Consider the following 22,163-nt stretch of genomic DNA (forward strand, 5'->3'; position numbering starts at 1 on the left):
ATGATCAAAATTGCACCATCCATTCTTTCAGCTGATTTTGCAAAGCTTGGAGAAGAGATTAAGGATGTCGAAAATGGAGGAGCAGACTATATTCATGTAGATGTCATGGATGGTCACTTTGTTCCTAATATTACAATTGGTCCGTTAATTGTAGAGGCGATTCGACCAATTACTAAACTGCCATTGGATGTTCATTTAATGATTGAAAACCCTGATCAATACATTTCTGCTTTTGCTAACGCAGGAGCTGACATTATAACGGTACATGTCGAGGCATGCCCTCATCTTCATCGTACCATTCAATTAATTAAATCTCATGGCGTAAAAGCTGGAGTTGTATTAAATCCTGCAACTCCTGTAGATACAATTAAGCATATTATTGAGGATATTGATTTAGTGTTACTAATGACAGTGAACCCTGGATTCGGAGGGCAAAAATTCATTCATTCCGTGCTTCCTAAGATTGAGGAAGTTGCCAGGATGGTGAAAGAAAAGAACTTGAATGTTGAAATTGAAGTTGACGGAGGAGTCAATGAAGAAACAGCAAGGCTTTGTGTCGAGGCTGGTGCTAATGTCTTAGTTGCTGGATCAGCTGTATACAATCAAGTGGATCGGAAAGCAGCAATTGAAAAAATCCGTAATATGTAAAAAAGAGCAGAATGTCTGCTCTTTTTTTTCATACTCTTTTAACAAGGCATACTATGTTTTCGAAATGAAAAAATAGATTGAATTGTACTTTTTTTTATCAAAAGGGCATATGAATGTTTTAAGTAGGATAAAAGAAAATGCTTTTATTTATATGTATGTACTATGGTACTATTTTTTTTCATTTGAATAATATTATAAAGTAGACTGTATGAATTCAATGAAAGTACGTGGATATTTGCATTGAGGAGGGAAAGTATGAAATTTTATACGATTAAGTTGCCAAAGTTCTTAGGTGGTATTGTCCGTGCCATGTTAGGATCATTTAAAAAAGGATAAAAGAGGCACCGCCCTTAGGTGCCTTTTTTTGTGGCAAAAATTATAGCTCTTACACATTTGTAAGAGCTAAAGGTCTTTCTTTATTACACGCGTTCTACTTTACCAGATTTTAATGCTCTTGCAGAAACATATACGCGTTTTGGTTTACCGTCAACTAAAATACGAACTTTTTGTAAGTTAGCTCCCCATTTACGTTTTGAAGCGTTCATTGCATGGGAACGAGCATTACCAGTAGTAGTTTTTCTACCTGTGATTACACATTTACGTGCCATTCTATTTCCCTCCTAACTTGCACAGCAACAATCATACATATCGCTTTCTTCATAGAAATACTTATATAATTTATCATACAAAATCGGATATTGCAATACTTCTTAACGTGGGTTTAAAGGAAAAATACTTGTCAAGACATAGAATTTCGGTAAAGCTATATAATAAAAGGTAATGAATACATGAGCCAACCTGATGAATTACTTTAAAAATCTGTAATGTTATAGTAAAATGACTGTAGCCAAGGTGAACAATTATAAAGGGGGAGACTTGCATGTCCATTGAATTAAAAACGAAATACGGACAAATTGATATATCGAACGATGTAATTGCAACAGTTGCTGGAGGAGCTGCTATCGATTGTTATGGAATCATTGGAATGGCGTCTCGAAAGCAAATTAAAGATGGTATTACTGAGCTTTTACGGAAAGAAAATTTTGCCCGTGGTATTGTTGTTCGTCAAGAAAATGACGAAGTACATATCGACATGTACATAATCGTAAGTTATGGCACGAAAATTTCTGAGGTTGCCCACAATGTTCAATCAAAGGTGAAATATACATTAGACCAAACAGTAGGACTTGCTGTTAGTTCGGTTAATATTTACGTGCAAGGAGTTCGTGTAACGAACCCATAAGAAGGAGGAACTTTGAGTGTCAATTACTACATTAGATGGAAAACGTTTTGCGAAAATGGTGTTATTAGGTGCTACTCACTTATCTAATAACGCAAAGATGGTAGATGCACTAAACGTTTTCCCTGTCCCAGATGGTGATACAGGAACGAACATGAATCTTTCCATGACATCTGGTGCAAAGGAAGTAAAAAATAATGTTACCCCACATATCGGGAAAGTTGGTGCATCCCTAGCGCGCGGATTATTAATGGGTGCACGAGGTAACTCAGGTGTTATCCTTTCTCAGCTCTTCAGAGGCTTTTCTAAGGCAATTGAACAGAAGGAAACTTTAACTGCCGCTGAATTTGCCCATGCATTTGAAAATGGTGTAGAAACAGCTTATAAAGCAGTTATGAAACCTGTTGAGGGGACGATTTTAACAGTTGCTAAGGATGCTGCGAAACGTGCGGTTGATGTAGCAAAAAATGAAACTGACATCATTATCGTGATGGAAGAATTAGTGAAAGAAGCAAAAGCTTCATTGGATCGTACACCTGATCTGCTCCCCGTACTTAAGGAGGTTGGGGTTGTAGACAGTGGTGGTCAAGGTTTATTACTTGTTTATGAAGGTTTCCTTTCTGAACTAAAAGGTGAAACCATTGATAATATGTCCATTTCTTCACCATCAATGAACGAGCTTGTTAACGCAGAACATCATAAAAGTGTTCAAAGTCATATGAACACTGAAGATATCGTGTTTGGTTACTGTACAGAATTCATGGTGAAGTTTGAAGCTGAAAAAACGAGCAAAAATCCATTTGCTGAAGAAAAGTTTCGCAATGATTTAAGCAAATATGGTGATTCATTATTAGTTATTTCAGACGATGATATCGTAAAAGTACATATCCATTCCGAACAACCGGGTGAAGTTTTATCATATGGACAACGGTATGGAAGCTTGATTAAAATGAAGATCGAAAATATGCGAGAGCAGCATACTGCAATTCTAAATGAAGATGAAACACAAACACCTGTACAAGTTAAAAGTAGTAAAGAAAAAGAAAAATTTGCAATTATCACTGTTGCAATGGGTTCAGGAATTACTGAACTCTTTAAGAGTATCGGTGCTCATGTAGTTATCGAGGGTGGACAAACGATGAATCCAAGTACGGAAGATTTTGTAAAGGCAATGGAATCAGTACATGCGGAGAACTTCATTCTTCTACCTAATAACAAAAATATTATTATGGCAGCTGAACAAGCAGCAGCTGTTGTTGAAGCAAATGTTGTTGTTGTCCCATCAAGAACAGTGCCACAAGGGATGTCTGCATTGTTGGCATTTAATCCATCCGGTGAATTGGAAGCAAATCAGTCATCCATGACAGATGCATTAAGTAATGTCAAAACGGGTCAAATCACATATGCAGTCCGTGATACAAATATAGATGGAATTGATATTTCGAAAGATGATTTCATGGGGATTGCTGAAGGTAAAATTGTTGTTACAGATAAAGATAAGCTGAAAGCGGCAAAAGATCTTTTAGCAAAAATCATTTCTGCTGAGGAGGATGAAATTGTTACCATTATATATGGACAAGATGCCTCAGAAGATGATGTGAATGCAATTGTCGAATATCTTGAAGATGAGTTTGAAGATATCGAAGTTGAAGTGCATAATGGTGATCAACCGCTTTACGCATTTATTTTCTCAGTTGAATAAGCTATAAAATAGAAGGGATTTTTCCCTTCTATTTCAATGTTTGGGGACAATTTCCTGTAGCTAAAATAGTTTTAGAGAAATAGAGTAATATGTAGGAACATAGTTTGACCTAACTCCATAATTCTATAGTATGTAAGGAGGAGATAATATGAAATATAGAAGTGTTTTTGATATTATTGGTCCGGTTATGATTGGTCCTTCAAGCTCGCATACAGCTGGGGCAGCTCGTATCGGAAGGGTTGCAAGAAGCTTATTTGGTCGTGAACCAAAATGGGCAAACATCTCCTTCTATGGATCATTTGCAGAAACATATAGAGGCCATGGAACAGATGTAGCAATTATTGGTGGTCTTCTTGATTTTGATACATTTGATGAAAGAATTAAAATTTCATTGGATATCGCCAAAGAAGCAGGCATTCAGATAAAGTTCATCGAAGAAGAAGCTGTTCCTGAACATCCTAATACAGCCAGAGTATTGATTGGTGATGATGAAGGGGAACTAGAGCTTGTAGGTATTTCCATTGGCGGGGGAAAAATTGAGATTACTGAACTAAACGGCTTTAAGCTGCGCTTATCAGGTAATCATCCGGCAATTCTTGTTGTCCACAATGATCGTTATGGTGCGATTGCAGGTGTTGCCAACGTACTTGCAAAATATGCGATCAACATTGGGCATATGGAAGTAGCTCGAAAAGAAAAAGGGATGCAAGCCCTTATGACAATTGAAGTGGATCAAAACATCGAAGGACCTGTCTTAGATGAATTATCTTCTTTACCCAATATTATTAAGGTAGCTAAGATTGTCGACTAAGTTCATTGTTAATTGGATACAAGTTTAATCGACAGGAGGATTTTATATGTTTCGTAATGTTGCTGAGTTAGTAGAGCTTGCTACTTCTAAAAATATGAAAATAGCAGAAGTGATGATCGAACAAGAGGTTGAAGTAACAGGAAAAACTCGTGAAGAAATCATCACGCAAATGGAACGAAATCTTGAAGTAATGGAAAAAGCTGTCGAGAGAGGATTGGCTGGCGTTTCGTCGCATTCCGGTTTAACAGGTGGAGATGCTGTTCTCTTACAGAATTATATACAAAAAGGAAACTTTTTAACGGGTAAAACAGTCTTGGACGCTGTTAGCAAAGCTGTTGCGACTAATGAAGTTAATGCAGCAATGGGAACGATTTGTGCGACTCCAACTGCAGGCTCAGCAGGTGTTGTACCAGGTACTTTATTTGCTGTGAAAGAAAAATTGAATCCAACTAAAGAGCAAATGGTTCAATTTTTATTTACTGCTGGTGCATTTGGATTTGTTGTTGCAAACAATGCTTCTATTTCGGGTGCTGCTGGAGGCTGTCAAGCTGAGGTTGGATCTGCTGCTGGAATGGCTGCTGCAGCGATTGTCGAGATGGCAGGTGGTACTCCACAGCAATCTGCAGAAGCAATGGCGATCACTTTAAAAAATATGCTTGGACTAGTATGTGACCCTGTGGCAGGACTTGTCGAGGTCCCTTGTGTTAAGAGGAATGCGATGGGAGCAGCGAATGCAATGGTTGCTGCAGATATGGCATTGGCAGGAGTTACAAGTCGAATTCCATGTGATGAGGTAATCGATGCGATGTATAGAATAGGTCAGACAATGCCAACGGCACTAAAAGAAACAGCGCAGGGAGGACTAGCGGCAACCCCAACAGGTCGTGCTCTAGAAGCAAAGATTTTTGGGATTTCGCTAAACAAAAGTGAATAGTCAACTCAAGCAACCTGTCACTGAAGTAAAAGGAATAGGCGAGGAGACAGGATTACAGCTTAACGAGATGCACATCTATTCCATTCTTGACCTACTTTTGTATTTTCCATATCGATTTGAAGACTATAGTCTAAGAGACCTTGCAGAGGTTAAGCATGAGGAGAAAATAACGATTGAGGGAAAAGTTCATAGTGAACCACTATTAACCTATTACAATCGTAAACGCTCGCGCTTAACTTTTAGGGTCTTAGTTGGTCGTTACCTTATTACAGCGACCTGCTTTAATCGGCCATATTATAAAAATAAAATATCGTTAAATGATACTATTACGATTTCGGGAAAATGGGATCAGCATCGTCAAACAATAACCGTTAGTGAAATTGTTTTTGGTCCAATGACAAAAGACAATCGGATTGAACCGGTTTATTCAACAAAAGGGAAGATCACCGCTAAAGGAATGAAGCGGTTTATGGCACTTGCTCTTGGGCAGTTTGGTGATCAAATTGAGGACAATCTCCCAGAACAATTATTAACCACATACAAGCTCTTACCTAAGAAAGATGCCATAAAGATCATGCATCATCCATTAAGCCATCAAGATTTAAAACAGGCTAGAAGACGCTTTGTGTATGAGGAGTTTCTCCTTTTTCAGCTGAAGATGCAGGCACTTAGGAAATTTGAACGGGAACAAACGATGGGTTCAGCAATGGACTTTCAGATAGAGAAATTAGAAGGATTCATGAAGGCACTGCCATTTCCTTTAACAAATGCTCAAAATCGGGTTGTTACTGAAATTATCAATGATCTCCGCTCTCCATATCGAATGAATCGCTTGTTGCAAGGTGATGTGGGTTCAGGTAAGACGGTTGTTGCTGCTATTTCATTATATGCCGCAATCCTTTCTGGGTATCAGGGAGCATTAATGGTACCTACAGAGATTTTAGCGGAACAGCATTCACATTCGTTAATGGAGTTATTTTCCGAGTACGGGTTAAATATTCAACTGTTAACAAGCTCTGTCAAGGGGAAACGAAGAAGAGAAATCCTCGAGCAGCTTAAAGCTGGTGAAGTTCATATTTTAGTTGGTACTCATGCTCTAATTCAAGATGAAGTTAACTTCCATAAGCTTGGCCTGGTCATTACAGATGAACAGCATCGCTTTGGTGTTGAACAGCGCAGGATTTTGCGGGAAAAAGGTGAAAATCCTGATGTGCTCTTTATGACGGCAACACCAATTCCAAGAACTCTTGCGATTACTGTTTTTGGCGAGATGGATGTCTCGGTCATCGATGAAATGCCAGCGGGAAGGAAAAAAATTGAAACATATTGGGTGAAGCATGAGTTACTAGAACGGATATTGGTGTTTATCGAAAAAGAGCTTGCTAAAGGTAGACAAGCCTATGTAATTTGCCCTCTGATTGAGGAATCAGATAAGCTCGATGTACAAAATGCAATTGATGTTCATTCAATGCTTTCATTTCATTTTCAAAACAAAGCAAAGGTCGGTTTAATGCATGGTCGATTGTCCGCAGACGAAAAAGAGGATGTAATGAGACAATTTAGTGAAAATGAAGTTCAAATCCTAGTTTCGACAACAGTAGTCGAAGTCGGTGTGAACGTTCCCAATGCGACTTTGATGGTGATTTATGATGCAGAACGATTTGGACTATCTCAACTTCACCAATTGCGGGGACGTGTCGGACGGGGAAGTGAACAGTCTTATTGTATCCTTCTTGCTGATCCAAAATCTGAAGTGGGAAAAGAAAGAATGCGGATCATGACGGAAACAAATGACGGCTTTGTCTTATCAGAAAAAGATTTAGAACTTCGTGGACCAGGTGACTTCTTTGGACGAAAACAAAGTGGTGTTCCCGAATTTAAAGTTGCGGATATGGTCCACGATTACCGCACCCTAGAGGTCGCGAGAAATGATGCTACTAAACTCATAAATTCTCAAGTATTTTGGAAAGATCCATCATACAAACACCTTAGGGAGGATTTATTACAATCCGGTATTTTAGATGGTGAAAAACTTGATTAAACCCATTTCGTTTAGGGCAGCTTGTGAGGAGGATTTCTTCTTGCAATCTGCTTTTTTTAATTATATACTAACTATTAGTACCTAGTCTTAAGAGTGCGGACGGTGTGTTTTTAAATGAGAAAGAGTAAAAAAGAACGGCAAAAACAACTGCAGGAAACAATCCAGGTAAATCCATTTATAACTGATGAAGACTTAGCAGAAAAGTTCTTGGTAAGTGTTCAAACAATTCGATTGGACCGATTAGAACTATCAATTCCTGAACTGCGTGAGCGAATCAAGAATGTTGCTGAAAAAAAATTAGAAGATGAAGTTAAATCTTTACCAATTGACGAGGTTATTGGTGAGATTATTGATATTGAATTAGATGAGAATGCAATTTCTATCTTTGATGTAACACAGGAGCATGTATTTAAACGTAACCATATAGCTCGTGGACATCATCTCTTTGCCCAAGCAAATTCACTAGCAGTTGCTGTCATTAATGATGAGCTAGCACTTACGGCAAAAGCGAATATTCGTTTTACGCGACAAGTAAAACTAGGCGAGCGTGTCGTCGCGAAAGCAAAAGTGAACGGTTCTGAGGAAAAAGGGAGAACTATCGTAGATGTAAATAGCTATGTCGGAAATGAACTGGTGTTTTCCGGTGAATTTACGATGTATCGTTCTAATAAACAAGTTAAAATTGATTCATAATAGAGAACAAACTAGGTATTGAGCATCTGACTACCTAAAAGCAAACAAAAGGAATGATACAAAGATGAAACTTGCAATTGATGCAATGGGTGGAGATCATGCCCCGGAGGAAATTGTAAAGGGAACAATAACTGCATTAAAGCATTATAAAGACCTTGAAGTGACTCTAATTGGTGATGAAGCTAAAATTCGCAAATACTTAACTGAAGATGAAAGAGTCACAATTATACATACAACAGAAGTAATTGAAGGTACGGATGAACCTGTAAGGGCTGTTAGAAGAAAAAAGAACGCATCGATGGTTTTAATGGCGAAAGAGGTTAGTGAGGGACGTGCAGATGCCTGTATTTCTGCAGGAAATACAGGGGCATTAATGACTGCTGGACTCTTTATCGTTGGCCGAATTGAGGGAATTGATCGACCAGCTTTAGCACCGACTTTACCAACTCTAGATAAAAAGGGATTCCTCATGCTTGATGTTGGTGCAAACGTTGATGCAAAGCCTGAGCATTTGCTTCAATATGCGATTATGGGCTCCATCTACTCGGAAAAGGTTCGTGGAGTTGCAAATCCGAGAGTAGGCCTATTAAATGTTGGAACAGAAGATAAAAAGGGCAATGAACTAACGAAACATGCATTCGAAATGATGAAAGCAACAAATCTTAATTTCGTTGGAAACGTAGAGGCAAGAGACCTGCTTGATGGAGTTGCTGATGTTGTTGTTACAGACGGATTTACAGGCAACGTAGCTTTAAAGACAATTGAAGGTACTGCACTTTCTATGTTTAAAATGTTGAAAACAGCTTTTACAAGCAATCTAAAAAGTAAAATAGCTGCTGCTCTATTAATGCCAGAATTAAAGGTATTAAAAAAGACATTAGATTACTCGGAATACGGAGGAGCAGGATTATTTGGATTAAAGGCTCCTGTTATAAAAGCCCATGGTTCTTCAGATGCAAATGGTTTATTTAGTGCCATCCGTCAAACCTATGAAATGGTAGAAAAAGATGTAGCTGGAACAATACGTAAAACATTAGAGGATATGAATCCTACAGTAGACGAATAGGGGGAATAGAGAATGAGTAAGATTGCATTCGTTTTTCCAGGACAAGGTTCTCAGACCGTGGGGATGGGAAAGGAATTAGCAGATTCTTCAGAAACGGTTCAAGATATTTTTACTAGAGCAGACCAAGCACTAGGAGAGGAACTGTCCTCACTTATCTTTAATGGACCACAGGAAAAATTAACACTGACTACTAATGCCCAACCATCTCTTTTAACGACGAGTATAGCGATTCTTGAAAAATTCAAGCAAGCAGAAATAACACCTGAGTACGTAGCGGGACATAGTCTTGGCGAGTATACGGCATTAGTAGCTGCTGGCGCGCTGAGCTTTGAAGATGCTGTGCGTACAGTACGCAAACGTGGCGAATTTATGGAGGAAGCTGTACCTGCAGGCCAAGGCACAATGGCAGCGATCTTAGGGATGAGTAGTGAAGACTTACACGCTGTAACCGAAGAGATATCTGCTTTGGGTCATCCGGTACAGCTAGCGAATATTAATTGCCCTGGCCAAATTGTTATTTCAGGATCTGCTGAAGGGGTAAAGAGAGCTTGTGAATTAGCAAAGGAAAAAGGGGCAAAACGTGCGATTCCACTTGAAGTAAGTGGACCATTCCATTCATCTTTAATGGAGCCTGCCGCTGAAAAATTACGTTCCGTATTGGATCAAATTGAGATTATTGATGCATCTGTTCCAGTAGTGGCTAATGTAAATGCGGAAGAAATGACTTCAGCTGAACAAATTAAAGAAAATCTAGTAAAACAATTGTATTCACCTGTTTTATGGGAAAATTCTGTTCAATATATGCTCGACCAAGGCGTAGATACTTTTATCGAAATTGGCCCTGGAAAAGTTCTTTCCGGTTTAATCAAGAAAGTAAATCGCAGAGTAACAACATATGCAATTAGTGATACAGAAACACTCGAAGCAACAATTCGTGCTCTAAAGGAGGGAAATTAGGATGTTAAATGGCAAAGTAGCATTAGTTACCGGTGCTTCACGTGGAATTGGCCGAACAATTGCAATTGAGTTGGCAAAAGCAGGTGCAAAAGTTGCGGTAAACTATTCTGGTAGTGAACAAAAAGCAAACGAAGTTGTTGATGAGATTAAAGCACTAGGTCAAGAAGCATTTGCGATTCAAGCGAATGTGTCAGATGCAGATTCGGTGACAAATATGGTCAAAGAAGTTATTTCCACTTTCGGCAGTCTTGATATTCTCGTTAATAATGCAGGAATCACTAGGGATAATTTATTGATGAGAATGAAAGAGGAAGAATGGGATGATGTTATTAATATTAACCTAAAAGGTGTATTTCTAAGCACGAAAGCAGTCACTAGACAAATGATGAAGCAACGTTCTGGAAAAATAATTAATATAGCTTCAATCGTAGGTGTTAGTGGAAATCCTGGACAAGCTAACTATGTTGCTGCAAAAGCTGGTGTAATTGGGTTAACTAAAACAGCGGCTAAGGAATTAGCTAGCCGTAATATTACGGTGAACGCTGTAGCGCCTGGATTTATTACGACTGATATGACAGATAAACTTCCTGAAGACGTTAAAAATGAAATGTTAAAACTAATTCCTCTTAATAGATTTGGTGAAACAACCGATATCTCTGGAGTTGTTCTATTCCTTGCATCAGATAATAGCAATTATATGACAGGTCAAACCTTGCATATTGACGGCGGAATGGTAATGTAAATAGAAAAGTGCAAGGCGCACGTTTATCGGCGACAAGCATAAGGCGAGCGCTGACAGAAGGTGTATTTTACCTTCAGAAGCGATTGGCTTATGACCTCGAGCCGATGGCGCCTGGAACTGGACAATACGAAAAACTATTGTAAAGGCTCTTGCGCTTTTCTAGTAAAACAAAATATAATACCTTGAGGGGAGGTGAATGGAAATGGCAGATGTGTTTGAAAGAATTACAAAAATCGTGGTTGACCGCTTAGGTGTTGAGGAATCAGCAGTAACTTTAGAGGCTTCTTTTAAAGATGATCTTGGAGCGGATTCACTAGACGTAGTTGAACTAGTTATGGAACTTGAAGATGAGTTTGACATGGAAATTTCAGATGATGAGGCTGAAAAAATTGCTACAGTTGGTGACGCTGTAAATTACATAAAAAGCCAGCTATAATATTTCTTAGAATGTAAGTCCCGTTAATTAAACGGGGCTTTCTCCTTGGAGGTTCATAAGGTGAAGCGGATAAATAAAGACAAAGGTAATAAATTCGCTCTAAAATTCAAAGCTTTTCAGGAGCGACTTGGAATTCAGTTTCATGATGAAGGATTACTTATTCAAGCATTTACACATTCATCTTATGTGAATGAGCATCGAAAAAAGCCTCACGAAGACAATGAACGGCTTGAATTTTTAGGTGATGCTGTTTTAGAACTAACCATTTCCAAATTCCTTTTTAAAAAGTTTCCAATCATGAGTGAAGGTGAGTTAACAAAGATGCGAGCGGCAATTGTTTGTGAGCCATCATTAGTAACCTTTGCAAATGAATTAAAATTTGGGGAACTTGTTTTACTAGGAAAAGGAGAAGAAATGACGGGTGGTAGAGAGCGACCAGCCTTACTTGCTGATGTATTTGAGGCATTTATTGGAGCACTTTATCTTGATCATGGATTAGAGGTTGTCAACCAGTTTTTAGATAAAACAGTCATACCTAAAATTAATGCGGGTGCTTTTTCTCATGTGATGGATTTTAAGAGTCAGCTACAAGAGCTAGTCCAGCGGGATGGAACTGGTGCTATCGAATATAAGGTTCTCCAAGAAAAAGGGCCAGCCCATAGTCGCGAATTCGTTTCACGCGTTTCTTTAAATGGCGAGGAACTTGGAATAGGCACAGGAAGATCGAAAAAAGAAGCTGAACAACATGCGGCAGAAATTGCCTTAATAAAGCTTAAGAACAAACAAAAATAAGTAGCGTACCCCACGATATCGTGGGGTTATATTTTTGCCTATACAAGTATGGATAGAAAAAGTAATCCAATAAAATACTTGTTTATGATAAAATATGTAGGACTTTAAATTGTAATTGAGGGGGAAGTTTATGTTCCTCAAACGTTTAGATATAGTAGGATTTAAATCGTTTGCTGAAAGAATTGCAGTAGATTTTGTACCTGGGGTTACGGCGGTCGTTGGACCAAATGGTAGTGGTAAAAGTAACATTACTGATGGTATACGATGGGTTCTCGGAGAACAGTCAGCAAAATCATTGCGTGGGTCGAAAATGGAAGATATCATTTTCGCAGGAAGTGATAGTCGCAAAGCACTAAATGTGGCTGAAGTAACATTAACGCTGGATAATGAAGATCAATTTTTACCTATCGATTATCATGAAGTGAGTATAACTCGTCGTGTATACCGGTCTGGTGAAAGTGAGTTTTTAATAAATAAACAAGCATGTCGTTTAAAAGATATTGTTGATTTATTAATGGATTCTGGACTTGGCCGTGAAGCTTTTTCAATCATCAGTCAAGGAAAAGTAGAAGAAATTTTAAGCAGTAAAGCTGAAGAACGACGAAGCATTTTTGAAGAAGCGGCAGGAGTGTTAAAATACAAAACCCGTAAAAAGAAAGCAGAATATAAGCTTGCTGAAACACAGGAAAATTTAAATCGTGTTAACGACATCATTCATGAGCTTGAATCACAAATAGAGCCACTGCAAATCCAGTCTTCGGTTGCGAAAGATTATCTTGAAAAAAAGAAAGAGCTAGAAACAATTGAAGTTGGCTTAACTGTTTATGAAATTGAAGATCTTCATGAAAAATGGGTGAAGCTATCAAAGCTTGTCGAAGAGCATAAAACGCAAGAACTTTCTTTAAACACAAAACTCCAAGGCAAGGAAGCCAAAATTGAAGAACTACGAACTGGAATTGAAGCGGCTGATTCATCAATTCATGAACTTCAACAACTCCTATTAAGGACAAGTGAAGAGCTTGAAAAATTAGAAGGTCGCAAAGAAGTTTTAAAAGAACGTAAAAAAAATGCATCGCAAAACAAAGGGCAGCTTGAAAATTCAATTCTTGAACTTTCCCAAAAGCTGGAGACGCTAAAAGAAAGTAAACAAACAGAGCAGCAAGAGCTTTCGAAGCTAGTTGAAGAAGTTAAAGTACTTGGACAGCAGTTAAAAGAAAAACAAACGTTACTTGCTTCGTATGACCAAAATATTGAAGAGAAAATTGAGAATTTGAAGAGCGATTATTTTGAGTTGCTTAATAAACAGGCTTCTTATCGAAATGAAATTGGCTATATTAAGGAGCAACTTTCGCAGCAGGAAGCGAAAGTAACCCGTTTAGATGAGTCAAATCAAAAATATTTAGTAGAGCGCAAAGAAATTCTTGATGAAAAAGTACGTCTACAAACAAAGCTCTCTGTAATCGAACAAGAGATTAATCACCAAATTGTTTCTTTTAGAGACTTACAAGCAAAGCTTGAGAATGGAAAGAAAAACTATCAGAAGCAAGAAAGCATGCTTTATCAGGCCTATCAATACCTGCAACAAACGAAGTCTAGAAAAGAAATGCTTGAAGAAATGCAAGATGATTATTCTGGTTTCTTCCAAGGAGTAAAGGAAGTTTTAAAGGCAAGAAATGATCAACTCGAAGGAATCGCAGGTGCGATTGCAGAATTAATTCAGGTTCCAAAAGAATACGAGACCGCTGTTGAAATTGCATTGGGTGCGGCGACACAGCATATTGTCGTGGACAATGAAAAAAATGCAAGATCTGCAATCCAGTATTTGAAGAAAAATTCGTATGGTCGAGCAACATTTTTACCGATGAATGTCATAAAAGAACGTTCGATACCTGCAACCCAACTTGTCGCAATTAAAGGACATCAAGCATTTATTGGAGTAGCTTCTGAATTAATTTCCTACGAAGGAAAATATCAATCTGTCATTTCCAACCTCTTAGGAACAATTATCATTACAAAAGATTTAAAAGGTGCGAATGAGCTTGCATCGCTTGTTGGACATAGGTATCGAATTGTCACCCTTGATGGTGATGTTGTAAATCCTGGTGGTTCGATGACTGGGGGAGCTGTCAAACAAAAGTCGAATTCTTTATTAAGTAGAGGCCGTGAACTTGAGGCAATAACAACAAAATTAACGGATATGGAAGTTAAAACAACAGAACTCGAAAAAACGGTCAAAGATAAGAAAAAGCTAATTTCCGAGCAAGAAGAAATGCTTGAAAAGCTCCGTCAAACAGGAGAAACATTACGCTTAAAAGAGCAAACTATTAAAGGTGAATATCGAGAGGTTGCTTTGAAAGAGCAAAATGTGAATGAGCATTTAGAGTTGTATGATGATGAGAAGCAACAATATCAACTAGATAAAGAAAAGATGACAACACGATTAGCAGAGCTTAAGGATAAATTAACTGCTCTTGATGAAGAGCTTCACTCTTTAGACGAGACGATTGCCCAATTGAATTCACAAAAGTCTGACCAGCAAACTTCACGTGAAACGGTACAAACAGAAATAACAGAGCAAAAGATTATTTTAGCGAGAAAAAAACAAGCACTTGAACATCAACAAGAAAAGGTGAATCGATTAGAGGAAGAGTTTGTTGACGTGCACGCTAAGCATACTGACTTAAAAGAGGATCTAGCGCTTCTAGATAATGAATTGACTTCTAGTAACTCAGGTGAATTAGAGCTTGAAGAAGCAGCAAAGAAAAAATTAAATGATAAGAACGAAGCAATCGAAATGATTAGCAACAAGAGAGACCATCGCCTCCAATTACAAATGACACTTGAAGATTTAGAGCGTGAATTAAAGGAATCAAGACGACAGTATAAGCAGCTCGTAGACATACTTCAAGATGAAGAGGTAAAGGTGAATCGCTTAGATGTTGAACTTGAGAATGGTTTAACACATCTTCGTGAGGAATATTTATTAACGTATGAGGCTGCTAAAGAACAATTTCCTCTTCAAATCGAAGTTTCCGAAGCAAGAAAGAAGGTAAAACTGATAAAGCTTGCTATTGAAGAGCTTGGTACTGTCAACCTTGGAGCAATCGACGAATATGAAAGGGTATCTGAACGCTTTACATTCTTGACAGAACAACAAAATGACCTGCAGGAAGCTAAGGATACGTTGTTCCAAGTGATTGATGAAATGGATGACGAAATGAAGAAGAGATTTGAAACTACTTTTACAAGTATTCGTTCCCATTTCGAAAAGGTTTTCCAGGCTTTATTCGGTGGTGGACGAGCAGACCTTCGTCTAACTGACCCAAATGATTTATTGAATACAGGGGTAGAAATTGTTGCTCAGCCTCCAGGGAAGAAACTCCAGAACTTAGGGCTTTTATCTGGTGGGGAAAGAGCATTAACTGCAATTGCATTGCTATTTTCAATCCTTAAAGTACGTCCCGTTCCATTCTGTGTACTTGATGAGGTGGAGGCTGCACTTGATGAAGCAAATGTGTTCCGATTTGCGCAATATTTAAAGAAATTTAGCAATGAAACACAATTTATTGTTATTACTCATCGTAAAGGTACAATGGAAGAAGCTGATGTACTATATGGGATAACGATGCAGGAATCTGGGGTTTCTAAACTTGTTTCGGTTCGACTTGAAGAATCGAAGGAATTTGTATCGCAAACATAGATCGAAAGGGGATTTACATGAGTTTCTTTAAAAAATTAAAAGACAAGATTTCAAATCAGGCTGACTCAGTAACCGAAAAATTTAAGGATGGATTATCAAAAACTCGAAATTCCTTTTCAGAGCGAGTTAATGATTTAGTTGCACGCTATCGAAAGGTTGATGAGGACTTTTTTGAAGAACTTGAAGAAATATTAATCGCAGCAGATGTTGGCGTATCTACTGTGATGGAACTTATTGATGAATTGAAGATGGAAGTCAAACGAAGAAACATTCAAGACACAAAAGACGTCCAAAGTGTGATCTCGGAGAAACTTGTTGAGATTTACCAAGGAAACGAGGAACAATCACCCAAGCTAAATATTCAGGAGGAAGGCCTTACTGTCATTTTAGTTGTGGGTGTTAATGGTGTGGGTAAAACCACATCTATTGGTAAAATTGCAAACCGTTTAAAAAATGAGGGGAAAACTGTTCTTTTAGCGGCGGGAGATACATTCCGTGCAGGTGCAATTCAGCAGCTTGAAGTTTGGGGAGACCGTGTCGGTGTAGATGTAATCAAACAATCAGAAGGTTCAGATCCAGCGGCAGTTATGTATGATGCTGTACAAGCGGCAAAATCCCGAAATGTTGATGTGTTAATATGTGATACAGCGGGACGACTTCAAAATAAGGTCAACCTGATGAAAGAGCTTGAAAAAGTTAAACGAGTCATTGAACGTGAATTACCAGGTGCTCCGCATGAAGTCTTACTTGTTCTTGATGCGACAACAGGACAAAACGCATTAACCCAAGCTAAAACATTCTCAGCAGCTACAGATGTGACGGGAATTGTATTAACAAAATTAGATGGTACAGCTAAAGGCGGAATCGTCCTAGCAATCCGTAATGAACTAAACATTCCTGTAAAATTGATCGGACTTGGGGAAAAAGTAGACGACCTTCAGGAATTTGATGCTAAAAACTATGTGTACGGTCTATTTGCAGACCTTGTCGAGAATGCAGAAGAATAAGTAAAGATATAGAGCCTGATTATTTAGGCTCTTTTTTTAAAGGTAGTTGGACAATGAGTATTTGATAGTAAAGTAAATTAACTTGACAACCCATTGTGAAATAGGTAAACTATTGAGTTGTAAAGGTATTTCACTTAACAAGGGGGAGATACTATGCTTGAAAAAACAACGAGAATGAATTATCTCTATGATTTCTATCAATCGTTGTTAACGCCAAAGCAAAGAAACTATATGTCTTTATATTACTTAGATGACTTTTCCCTTGGTGAAATAGCAGAGGAATATGAGATTAGTCGTCAAGCTGTCTATGATAATATTAAGCGTACAGAGACAATGCTTGAAGAGTACGAGGAAAAACTGTTACTATTTCAGAAATTTCAAGAGCGAAGAAAACTGATTACTGAGCTAAAACGACTTTCACAACAATATGATGATAGCGCAGAGCTTGAAAATGTGATACAGTTGCTTGAGAAATTAGAATAAGGGGCGGTGAAAAAATGGCATTTGAAGGATTAGCCGACCGACTGCAAGGGACACTACAGAAAATTCGCGGTAAGGGAAAAGTATCAGAATCCGATGTAAAGGAAATGATGCGAGAAGTACGTCTAGCACTACTTGAAGCTGACGTAAACTTCAAAGTTGTAAAAGATTTTGTAAAGCGTGTCAGCGAACGTGCTGTTGGACAAGAGGTAATGAAAAGCTTAACACCAGGACAACAAGTTATAAAAGTTGTTCAGCAGGAGCTTACAGCCCTTATGGGTGGAGAGCAAAGCAAAATTGCGGTTGCCAAAAGACCGCCAACCGTTATTATGATGGTTGGTTTACAGGGTGCAGGTAAAACCACAACTACTGGGAAGCTTGCCAACCTATTACGTAAAAAACACAATCGTAAACCACTTCTTGTTGCTGCAGATATCTATCGTCCAGCTGCGATTGACCAATTACAAACATTGGGGAAACAACTTAATATGCCGGTCTTTTCACTTGGAGATCAGGTCAGTCCTGTTGAAATAGCAAAACAAGCAATCGATAAGGCAAAAGAAGAGCATCATGATTATATGTTGATCGATACAGCGGGGCGTTTGCACATTGATGAAGAACTGATGGACGAGCTTAAACAAGTCAAAGAAGTGACTCAGCCTGATGAGATTTTCCTTGTTGTTGACGCAATGACAGGTCAAGATGCAGTCAATGTCGCACAAAGCTTTAATGATCTATTAGGTTTAACAGGTGTTGTTTTAACGAAGCTTGATGGGGATACCCGTGGTGGTGCAGCACTATCAGTTAAAGCTGTTACAAACACACCAATTAAATTTGTGGGTCTAGGTGAAAAATTAGATGCTCTAGAACCATTCCATCCTGAACGTATGGCTTCACGTATTTTAGGGATGGGGGATGTGCTTTCACTCATCGAAAAAGCCCAAGCTTCCGTTGATGAAGATAAAGCAAAAGAGCTAGAAAAGAAATTTAAGTCAATGTCCTTTACATTTGACGATTTCCTCGAACAGTTAGCACAGGTGCGTAAAATGGGTCCTCTTGATGAGGTTCTTGGTATGCTCCCAGGTGCTAACAAAATGAAGGGCCTGAAGAATGTTCAGGTTGATGATAAACAAATCGGTCATGTCGAGGCTATCATTCGTTCTATGACAAAGGCCGAAAGGGAACAACCTGAGATCATCAATTCAAGTCGTAAAAAGCGAATTGCAAAAGGTAGCGGTCGAACTGTTCAAGAAGTAAACCGTCTCTTAAAGCAATTTGAAGACATGAAGAAAATGATGAAGCAAATGACAAACATGACAAAAGGTAAGAAAAAAGGATTCAAATTTCCTTTTATGTAAGAAAAGGTGCAGCTTTTTCTTGAAAAAATGTAGTAATAATAACCATTTCATTGATGTAAAGAAAAAACACTTTACAAACAGATGTGGAACAGTTAATATTATATCTTGTTGAAATATTTTCGGAGGTGCTATATAAAATGGCAGTAAAAATTCGTTTAAAACGCATGGGAGCAAAAAAATCTCCTTTCTATCGTATCGTTGTAGCTGATTCTCGTTCACCACGTGATGGACGTCAAATTGAAACAGTAGGAACTTACAACCCAGTTGTTCAACCTGCAGAAGTTAAAATTGATGAAGAATTAGCATTAAAATGGTTACAAAATGGTGCTAAACCATCTGACACAGTTCGTAACTTGTTCTCAAAACAAGGAATTATGGAGAAATTCCATAACGCAAAAAACGGTAAGTAATGGGTAACTTACAGATGAAAGAGTTAATTAAAACGATCGTACAGCCACTGGTTGATCATCCTGAAGAAGTCGAAGTCACTGAAGACTCAGACGACCGTAATATCACTTATTTGCTAAGCGTAAATAAAGATGATATGGGTAAGGTTATCGGGAAGCAAGGCCGTGTTATTAAGGCGATTAGAACTGTTGTCTATGCAGCAGGAACAGGACATAATAAACGAATTCATCTAGAAATTAACGAATAATCTTAAAAAAGGGAGAGGGCAACCTCGCCCTTTTTTTCTATAAAAAATCATGAGGGTTGTGTACGTGTGAAAATCATCCAAACAGTTGAAGTTAAACAAATCTTAACGGATATTAGCAAAACAAAGCTCATCGATTCATTACAAACCAATAAAGATCAACTACTTAAAGAATGCGAGCAGCTCAAGTTTGAACTAAAAAAGATGGAAAAGCTTAAGAAATTTGATTCTGCGAAAATTAACCTTTATTTCACTAATGAAATGAACCTTAGGCAAGAAAAAATCAAACAATTTGAGTTCCAAATCGAACAAATACATATGCTACCCATAGGCAGTGAAATAAAAGAAAAAGAAGTACAATCTATTATTGATATAAATGTAGGGGATAACTGGGATGAAGTAACAACTGCACGAACAATTATAATTAAAGAAGGAATAGTTGAAGAAATTCGTTAGAGGTGAAATAAATGGACAAGTGGTATAACGTCGGAAAAATTGTAAATACACATGGAATCAAAGGTGAGGTTCGCATAATCTCGAGAACGGATTTTCCTGAAGAACGTTATAAGGTTGGAAATACATTACATATCTTTATAGCAGATAAAGAACCTATTGAAGTTACAGTCCAATCGCACCGAACTCATAAAAATTTCGATTTAGTTACTTTTGAGGGCTACGACAACGTTAATGATGTGGAGAAGTTTAAAGACTCCCTAGTGAAAGTACATGAAAGTCAACTCGGTGAATTGGAGGAAGGAGAATATTACTTCCACGAAATTATTGGCTGTACTGTTATTACAGAGGAAGGCGAAGAATTAGGCGCTATCAAAGAAATATTAACACCAGGTGCGAATGATGTGTGGGTTGTAAAAGGTGGAAAGGGTAAGGAAATTTTGATTCCGTTTATTGATGATATCGTAAAAGAAATTGATATTGAAGAAAAAAGAATCACCATTCACCTCATGGAAGGATTAATCTAACATGAAAATTGATATCTTAACCCTTTTTCCAAATATGTTTAATGGTGTACTTGGTGAATCCATTTTAAAAAAGGCACAAGAAAAAGAGAAAGTTTCGTTTAGAGTCGTAAATTTTCGTGAATATGCCGATAACAAACATCAAAAAGTTGACGACTATCCTTATGGTGGTGGAGCTGGAATGGTATTAATGCCACAGCCCATCTTTGATGCCGTGGAAGACCTTACTACACAAACGGAATCAAAACCTAAAGTGATACTCTTATGCCCGCAGGGAGAGAGATTTACCCAACAGAAAGCCGAACAATTGGCAAAGGAAGATCATTTGATTTTTATTTGTGGTCACTATGAAGGCTATGATGAACGGATAAGAGAAAATCTAAGTACAGAGGAAATTTCAATTGGTGATTTTGTCTTAACTGGTGGTGAACTGGCAGCAATGGTTATCTCAGATAGTGTTGTTCGACTTTTACCAGGAGTATTAGGTAATGAGGACTCACCAGTGCTTGATTCTCATAGTACGGGATTACTAGAACACCCTCATTATACAAGACCTGCAGATTTTAGAGGCATGACCGTACCTGATGTCCTTTTATCTGGAAATCATATGCATATTGAAGAATGGCGGGAAAAAGAATCGCTTAGACGAACATATAATAGAAGGCCTGATTTACTTGAAAGCTATAAACTTTCACCAAAGCAAGAAAAATGGTTAAAAGAAATTAAAATAGATGAAGAGTAACTATTGCAACGGTAACAGGATTATGGTAATATACTCTTTGTGACTTGGGCAAATTGTCCGTTGTCTTATTAAGATGTTCCGCTGCAATGAATGAATATTGGTAAGAGCATCTGTTGGAAGGAGTTGAAAAGACGATGCAAAACATTATTGAAGAAATCACAAAAGAACAATTAAGAACTGACCTTCCTGTTTTCCGTCCTGGAGATACAGTACGTGTACACGTTAAAGTTATCGAGGGTACTCGTGAACGTATTCAGGTATATGAAGGTGTTGTGATTAAGCGTCGTGGTGGTGGAATTAGCGAAACTTTCACTGTTCGTAAGGTATCTTACGGAGTTGGTGTTGAACGTACATTCCCAGTGCATACACCAAAAATTGCGAAGCTTGAAGTAGTACGCCGTGGTAAAGTACGCCGTGCGAAATTATACTACTTACGCGAACTTCGTGGTAAAAAAGCACGTATTAAAGAAATTCGATAATAAACGAGAAAGGAGCTTGTATAAATTTAACAAGCTCCTTTTACATTTGCGCAAATTCTATTTATAATAGTAGGATAATACATACTCTATTCTTATATAAAAAAGTTATTTGGTAGATGAGAAAAGAACAAGTGGAGGAGCAATGATGGCCAAACAAAAAAATGAACTTTGGGAATGGATTAAAGCGCTAGCCATTGCTGTCATATTAGCAGCAGTAATCCGTTATTTTTTCTTTGCACCAATTGTAGTAGACGGGCTTTCAATGATGCCAACCTTACATCACCAAGACCGCATGATTGTGAATAAGATTGGCTATAAGGTTGGTAAACCAGATCGCTTTGACATCGTAGTCTTCCATGCAACCGTCGAAAAAGATTACATCAAGCGGATAATAGGATTACCTGGTGATCGAATTGAATATAAAAACGATATCCTCTACATTAATGATGAACCGTACGAAGAACCCTATCTTGATGAATATAAGAAAAACCTAATTGATGGACCACTTACAGATCCATTTATTTTAGAAGAAGTCCCAGAAGGTCACCTGTTTGTCATGGGGGACAATCGCCGTTACAGTAAGGACTCACGCCATATCGGCCCAGTTCCAATCAGCGAAGTCCTAGGTGAGACAAGCCTAATCTACTGGCCACTATCTGATTTTGGTATTGTAAAATAGGTTATAAGCGACAACTTCCAAAAAAAT

At 38.0% G+C, this 22,163-nt stretch carries 25 protein-coding genes; 24 read left to right on the top strand and 1 reads right to left on the bottom strand.

Annotated elements, in window-relative coordinates:
• Positions 1 to 648, top strand: coding sequence for a ribulose-phosphate 3-epimerase (rpe, locus tag ACFSFW_RS04155; protein ID WP_388035468.1), 648 nt, complete (start codon positions 1 to 3; stop codon positions 646 to 648).
• A 255-nt stretch (positions 649 to 903) separates the two neighbouring features.
• Positions 904 to 984 carry a stage V sporulation protein SpoVM gene (spoVM, locus tag ACFSFW_RS04160; RefSeq protein ID WP_010282530.1) on the top strand — a complete coding sequence of 27 codons (81 nt, stop codon included), beginning with the start codon at positions 904 to 906 and terminating at the stop codon, positions 982 to 984.
• Positions 985 to 1,067: 83 nt separating this feature from the next.
• On the opposite strand, the gene rpmB is transcribed toward spoVM, so the two are convergent.
• Positions 1,068 to 1,256: a 50S ribosomal protein L28 gene (gene rpmB / locus ACFSFW_RS04165; protein WP_010282529.1), complete on the bottom strand. Its 189-nt coding sequence runs from the start codon at positions 1,254 to 1,256 to the stop codon at positions 1,068 to 1,070.
• A 272-nt stretch (positions 1,257 to 1,528) separates the two neighbouring features.
• Here rpmB and ACFSFW_RS04170 point away from each other — a divergent pair, with 272 nt between their 5' ends.
• From ACFSFW_RS04170 to lepB, 22 genes are all read left to right on the top strand, one after another.
• Positions 1,529 to 1,891 (top strand): Asp23/Gls24 family envelope stress response protein, encoded by a 363-nt coding sequence (locus ACFSFW_RS04170; protein ID WP_388035470.1) that lies wholly within the window; start codon positions 1,529 to 1,531, stop codon positions 1,889 to 1,891.
• A gap of 16 nt (positions 1,892 to 1,907) precedes the next feature.
• Positions 1,908 to 3,590, top strand: coding sequence for a DAK2 domain-containing protein (locus ACFSFW_RS04175; protein WP_388035473.1), 1,683 nt, complete (start codon positions 1,908 to 1,910; stop codon positions 3,588 to 3,590).
• A gap of 148 nt (positions 3,591 to 3,738) precedes the next feature.
• Complete coding sequence (gene sdaAB, locus ACFSFW_RS04180; RefSeq protein WP_099363045.1) at positions 3,739 to 4,401, top strand: L-serine ammonia-lyase, iron-sulfur-dependent subunit beta; 663 nt, start codon at positions 3,739 to 3,741, stop codon at positions 4,399 to 4,401.
• Positions 4,402 to 4,447: 46 nt separating this feature from the next.
• Positions 4,448 to 5,335, top strand: coding sequence for an L-serine ammonia-lyase, iron-sulfur-dependent, subunit alpha (gene sdaAA / locus ACFSFW_RS04185; protein ID WP_388035477.1), 888 nt, complete (start codon positions 4,448 to 4,450; stop codon positions 5,333 to 5,335).
• Entirely contained in the window at positions 5,328 to 7,376 is a 2,049-nt protein-coding gene (recG, locus tag ACFSFW_RS04190; RefSeq protein ID WP_304215700.1) for an ATP-dependent DNA helicase RecG, read from the top strand. Before sdaAA ends, recG begins: the two co-directional genes overlap by 8 nt.
• Before the next feature lie 114 nt (positions 7,377 to 7,490).
• On the top strand, positions 7,491 to 8,069 hold the full coding sequence (fapR, locus tag ACFSFW_RS04195; protein ID WP_304215698.1) for a transcription factor FapR: 579 nt from the start codon (positions 7,491 to 7,493) through the stop codon (positions 8,067 to 8,069).
• A 64-nt stretch (positions 8,070 to 8,133) separates the two neighbouring features.
• Positions 8,134 to 9,135, top strand: a complete 1,002-nt coding sequence (gene plsX / locus ACFSFW_RS04200; protein WP_304215695.1) for a phosphate acyltransferase PlsX — start codon at positions 8,134 to 8,136, stop codon at positions 9,133 to 9,135.
• Positions 9,136 to 9,147: 12 nt separating this feature from the next.
• Complete coding sequence (gene fabD / locus ACFSFW_RS04205) at positions 9,148 to 10,092, top strand: ACP S-malonyltransferase (protein WP_304215692.1); 945 nt, start codon at positions 9,148 to 9,150, stop codon at positions 10,090 to 10,092.
• A 1-nt stretch (position 10,093) separates the two neighbouring features.
• Positions 10,094 to 10,834 carry a 3-oxoacyl-[acyl-carrier-protein] reductase gene (fabG, locus tag ACFSFW_RS04210; protein WP_304215690.1) on the top strand — a complete coding sequence of 247 codons (741 nt, stop codon included), beginning with the start codon at positions 10,094 to 10,096 and terminating at the stop codon, positions 10,832 to 10,834.
• 202 nt (positions 10,835 to 11,036) lie between these two features.
• Positions 11,037 to 11,270, top strand: coding sequence for an acyl carrier protein (locus ACFSFW_RS04215; RefSeq protein ID WP_099352471.1), 234 nt, complete (start codon positions 11,037 to 11,039; stop codon positions 11,268 to 11,270).
• Positions 11,271 to 11,330: 60 nt separating this feature from the next.
• Entirely contained in the window at positions 11,331 to 12,062 is a 732-nt protein-coding gene (gene rnc, locus ACFSFW_RS04220; RefSeq protein WP_304215688.1) for a ribonuclease III, read from the top strand.
• 130 nt (positions 12,063 to 12,192) lie between these two features.
• Positions 12,193 to 15,762 (top strand): chromosome segregation protein SMC, encoded by a 3,570-nt coding sequence (gene smc, locus ACFSFW_RS04225; RefSeq protein ID WP_388035485.1) that lies wholly within the window; start codon positions 12,193 to 12,195, stop codon positions 15,760 to 15,762.
• Between the two features lie 17 nt (positions 15,763 to 15,779).
• A complete protein-coding gene (gene ftsY / locus ACFSFW_RS04230; RefSeq protein WP_304215684.1) occupies positions 15,780 to 16,769 on the top strand; it encodes a signal recognition particle-docking protein FtsY in 990 nt (329 codons plus the stop codon).
• A gap of 153 nt (positions 16,770 to 16,922) precedes the next feature.
• Positions 16,923 to 17,252: a putative DNA-binding protein gene (locus ACFSFW_RS04235; RefSeq protein WP_304215682.1), complete on the top strand. Its 330-nt coding sequence runs from the start codon at positions 16,923 to 16,925 to the stop codon at positions 17,250 to 17,252.
• Positions 17,253 to 17,266: 14 nt separating this feature from the next.
• Entirely contained in the window at positions 17,267 to 18,607 is a 1,341-nt protein-coding gene (gene ffh, locus ACFSFW_RS04240; protein ID WP_388035490.1) for a signal recognition particle protein, read from the top strand.
• Positions 18,608 to 18,744: 137 nt separating this feature from the next.
• Positions 18,745 to 19,017, top strand: coding sequence for a 30S ribosomal protein S16 (gene rpsP / locus ACFSFW_RS04245; protein WP_077617792.1), 273 nt, complete (start codon positions 18,745 to 18,747; stop codon positions 19,015 to 19,017).
• A 14-nt stretch (positions 19,018 to 19,031) separates the two neighbouring features.
• Entirely contained in the window at positions 19,032 to 19,262 is a 231-nt protein-coding gene (locus ACFSFW_RS04250; protein WP_099363275.1) for a KH domain-containing protein, read from the top strand.
• A 66-nt stretch (positions 19,263 to 19,328) separates the two neighbouring features.
• Entirely contained in the window at positions 19,329 to 19,715 is a 387-nt protein-coding gene (locus ACFSFW_RS04255; RefSeq protein WP_388035494.1) for a YlqD family protein, read from the top strand.
• A gap of 11 nt (positions 19,716 to 19,726) precedes the next feature.
• On the top strand, positions 19,727 to 20,239 hold the full coding sequence (rimM, locus tag ACFSFW_RS04260; RefSeq protein ID WP_388035497.1) for a ribosome maturation factor RimM: 513 nt from the start codon (positions 19,727 to 19,729) through the stop codon (positions 20,237 to 20,239).
• A 1-nt stretch (position 20,240) separates the two neighbouring features.
• On the top strand, positions 20,241 to 20,978 hold the full coding sequence (trmD, locus tag ACFSFW_RS04265) for a tRNA (guanosine(37)-N1)-methyltransferase TrmD (protein WP_099363033.1): 738 nt from the start codon (positions 20,241 to 20,243) through the stop codon (positions 20,976 to 20,978).
• Positions 20,979 to 21,112: 134 nt separating this feature from the next.
• Positions 21,113 to 21,457 (top strand): 50S ribosomal protein L19, encoded by a 345-nt coding sequence (gene rplS / locus ACFSFW_RS04270; protein WP_010282490.1) that lies wholly within the window; start codon positions 21,113 to 21,115, stop codon positions 21,455 to 21,457.
• Between the two features lie 145 nt (positions 21,458 to 21,602).
• Positions 21,603 to 22,136, top strand: a complete 534-nt coding sequence (gene lepB, locus ACFSFW_RS04275; protein ID WP_099352400.1) for a signal peptidase I — start codon at positions 21,603 to 21,605, stop codon at positions 22,134 to 22,136.
• Positions 22,137 to 22,163: the final 27 nt, after the last annotated feature.

This window comes from Ferdinandcohnia salidurans (assembly GCF_042680725.1).
In the GTDB taxonomy this organism is placed as follows: Bacteria; Bacillota; Bacilli; order Bacillales; family Bacillaceae_L; genus Ferdinandcohnia; species Ferdinandcohnia salidurans.

What these genes read in the sequence shown, in the direction of transcription:
- spoVM (WP_010282530.1), top strand. Translation starts at nt 904, where the DNA reads ATGAAATTTTATACGATTAAGTTGCCAAAGTTCTTAGGTGGTATTGTC.
- ftsY (WP_304215684.1), top strand. Translation starts at nt 15,780, where the DNA reads ATGAGTTTCTTTAAAAAATTAAAAGACAAGATTTCAAATCAGGCTGAC.
- trmD (WP_099363033.1), top strand. Translation starts at nt 20,241, where the DNA reads ATGAAAATTGATATCTTAACCCTTTTTCCAAATATGTTTAATGGTGTA.
- lepB (WP_099352400.1), top strand. Translation starts at nt 21,603, where the DNA reads ATGGCCAAACAAAAAAATGAACTTTGGGAATGGATTAAAGCGCTAGCC.
- rplS (WP_010282490.1), top strand. Translation starts at nt 21,113, where the DNA reads ATGCAAAACATTATTGAAGAAATCACAAAAGAACAATTAAGAACTGAC.
- fapR (WP_304215698.1), top strand. Translation starts at nt 7,491, where the DNA reads ATGAGAAAGAGTAAAAAAGAACGGCAAAAACAACTGCAGGAAACAATC.
- fabG (WP_304215690.1), top strand. Translation starts at nt 10,094, where the DNA reads ATGTTAAATGGCAAAGTAGCATTAGTTACCGGTGCTTCACGTGGAATT.
- ACFSFW_RS04250 (WP_099363275.1), top strand. Translation starts at nt 19,032, where the DNA reads ATGAAAGAGTTAATTAAAACGATCGTACAGCCACTGGTTGATCATCCT.
- ACFSFW_RS04215 (WP_099352471.1), top strand. Translation starts at nt 11,037, where the DNA reads ATGGCAGATGTGTTTGAAAGAATTACAAAAATCGTGGTTGACCGCTTA.
- ffh (WP_388035490.1), top strand. Translation starts at nt 17,267, where the DNA reads ATGGCATTTGAAGGATTAGCCGACCGACTGCAAGGGACACTACAGAAA.
- smc (WP_388035485.1), top strand. Translation starts at nt 12,193, where the DNA reads ATGTTCCTCAAACGTTTAGATATAGTAGGATTTAAATCGTTTGCTGAA.
- plsX (WP_304215695.1), top strand. Translation starts at nt 8,134, where the DNA reads ATGAAACTTGCAATTGATGCAATGGGTGGAGATCATGCCCCGGAGGAA.
- rpe (WP_388035468.1), top strand. Translation starts at nt 1, where the DNA reads ATGATCAAAATTGCACCATCCATTCTTTCAGCTGATTTTGCAAAGCTT.
- rimM (WP_388035497.1), top strand. Translation starts at nt 19,727, where the DNA reads ATGGACAAGTGGTATAACGTCGGAAAAATTGTAAATACACATGGAATC.
- ACFSFW_RS04235 (WP_304215682.1), top strand. Translation starts at nt 16,923, where the DNA reads ATGCTTGAAAAAACAACGAGAATGAATTATCTCTATGATTTCTATCAA.
- ACFSFW_RS04170 (WP_388035470.1), top strand. Translation starts at nt 1,529, where the DNA reads ATGTCCATTGAATTAAAAACGAAATACGGACAAATTGATATATCGAAC.
- sdaAA (WP_388035477.1), top strand. Translation starts at nt 4,448, where the DNA reads ATGTTTCGTAATGTTGCTGAGTTAGTAGAGCTTGCTACTTCTAAAAAT.
- rpsP (WP_077617792.1), top strand. Translation starts at nt 18,745, where the DNA reads ATGGCAGTAAAAATTCGTTTAAAACGCATGGGAGCAAAAAAATCTCCT.
- sdaAB (WP_099363045.1), top strand. Translation starts at nt 3,739, where the DNA reads ATGAAATATAGAAGTGTTTTTGATATTATTGGTCCGGTTATGATTGGT.
- rpmB (WP_010282529.1), bottom strand. Translation starts at nt 1,256, where the DNA reads ATGGCACGTAAATGTGTAATCACAGGTAGAAAAACTACTACTGGTAAT.
- fabD (WP_304215692.1), top strand. Translation starts at nt 9,148, where the DNA reads ATGAGTAAGATTGCATTCGTTTTTCCAGGACAAGGTTCTCAGACCGTG.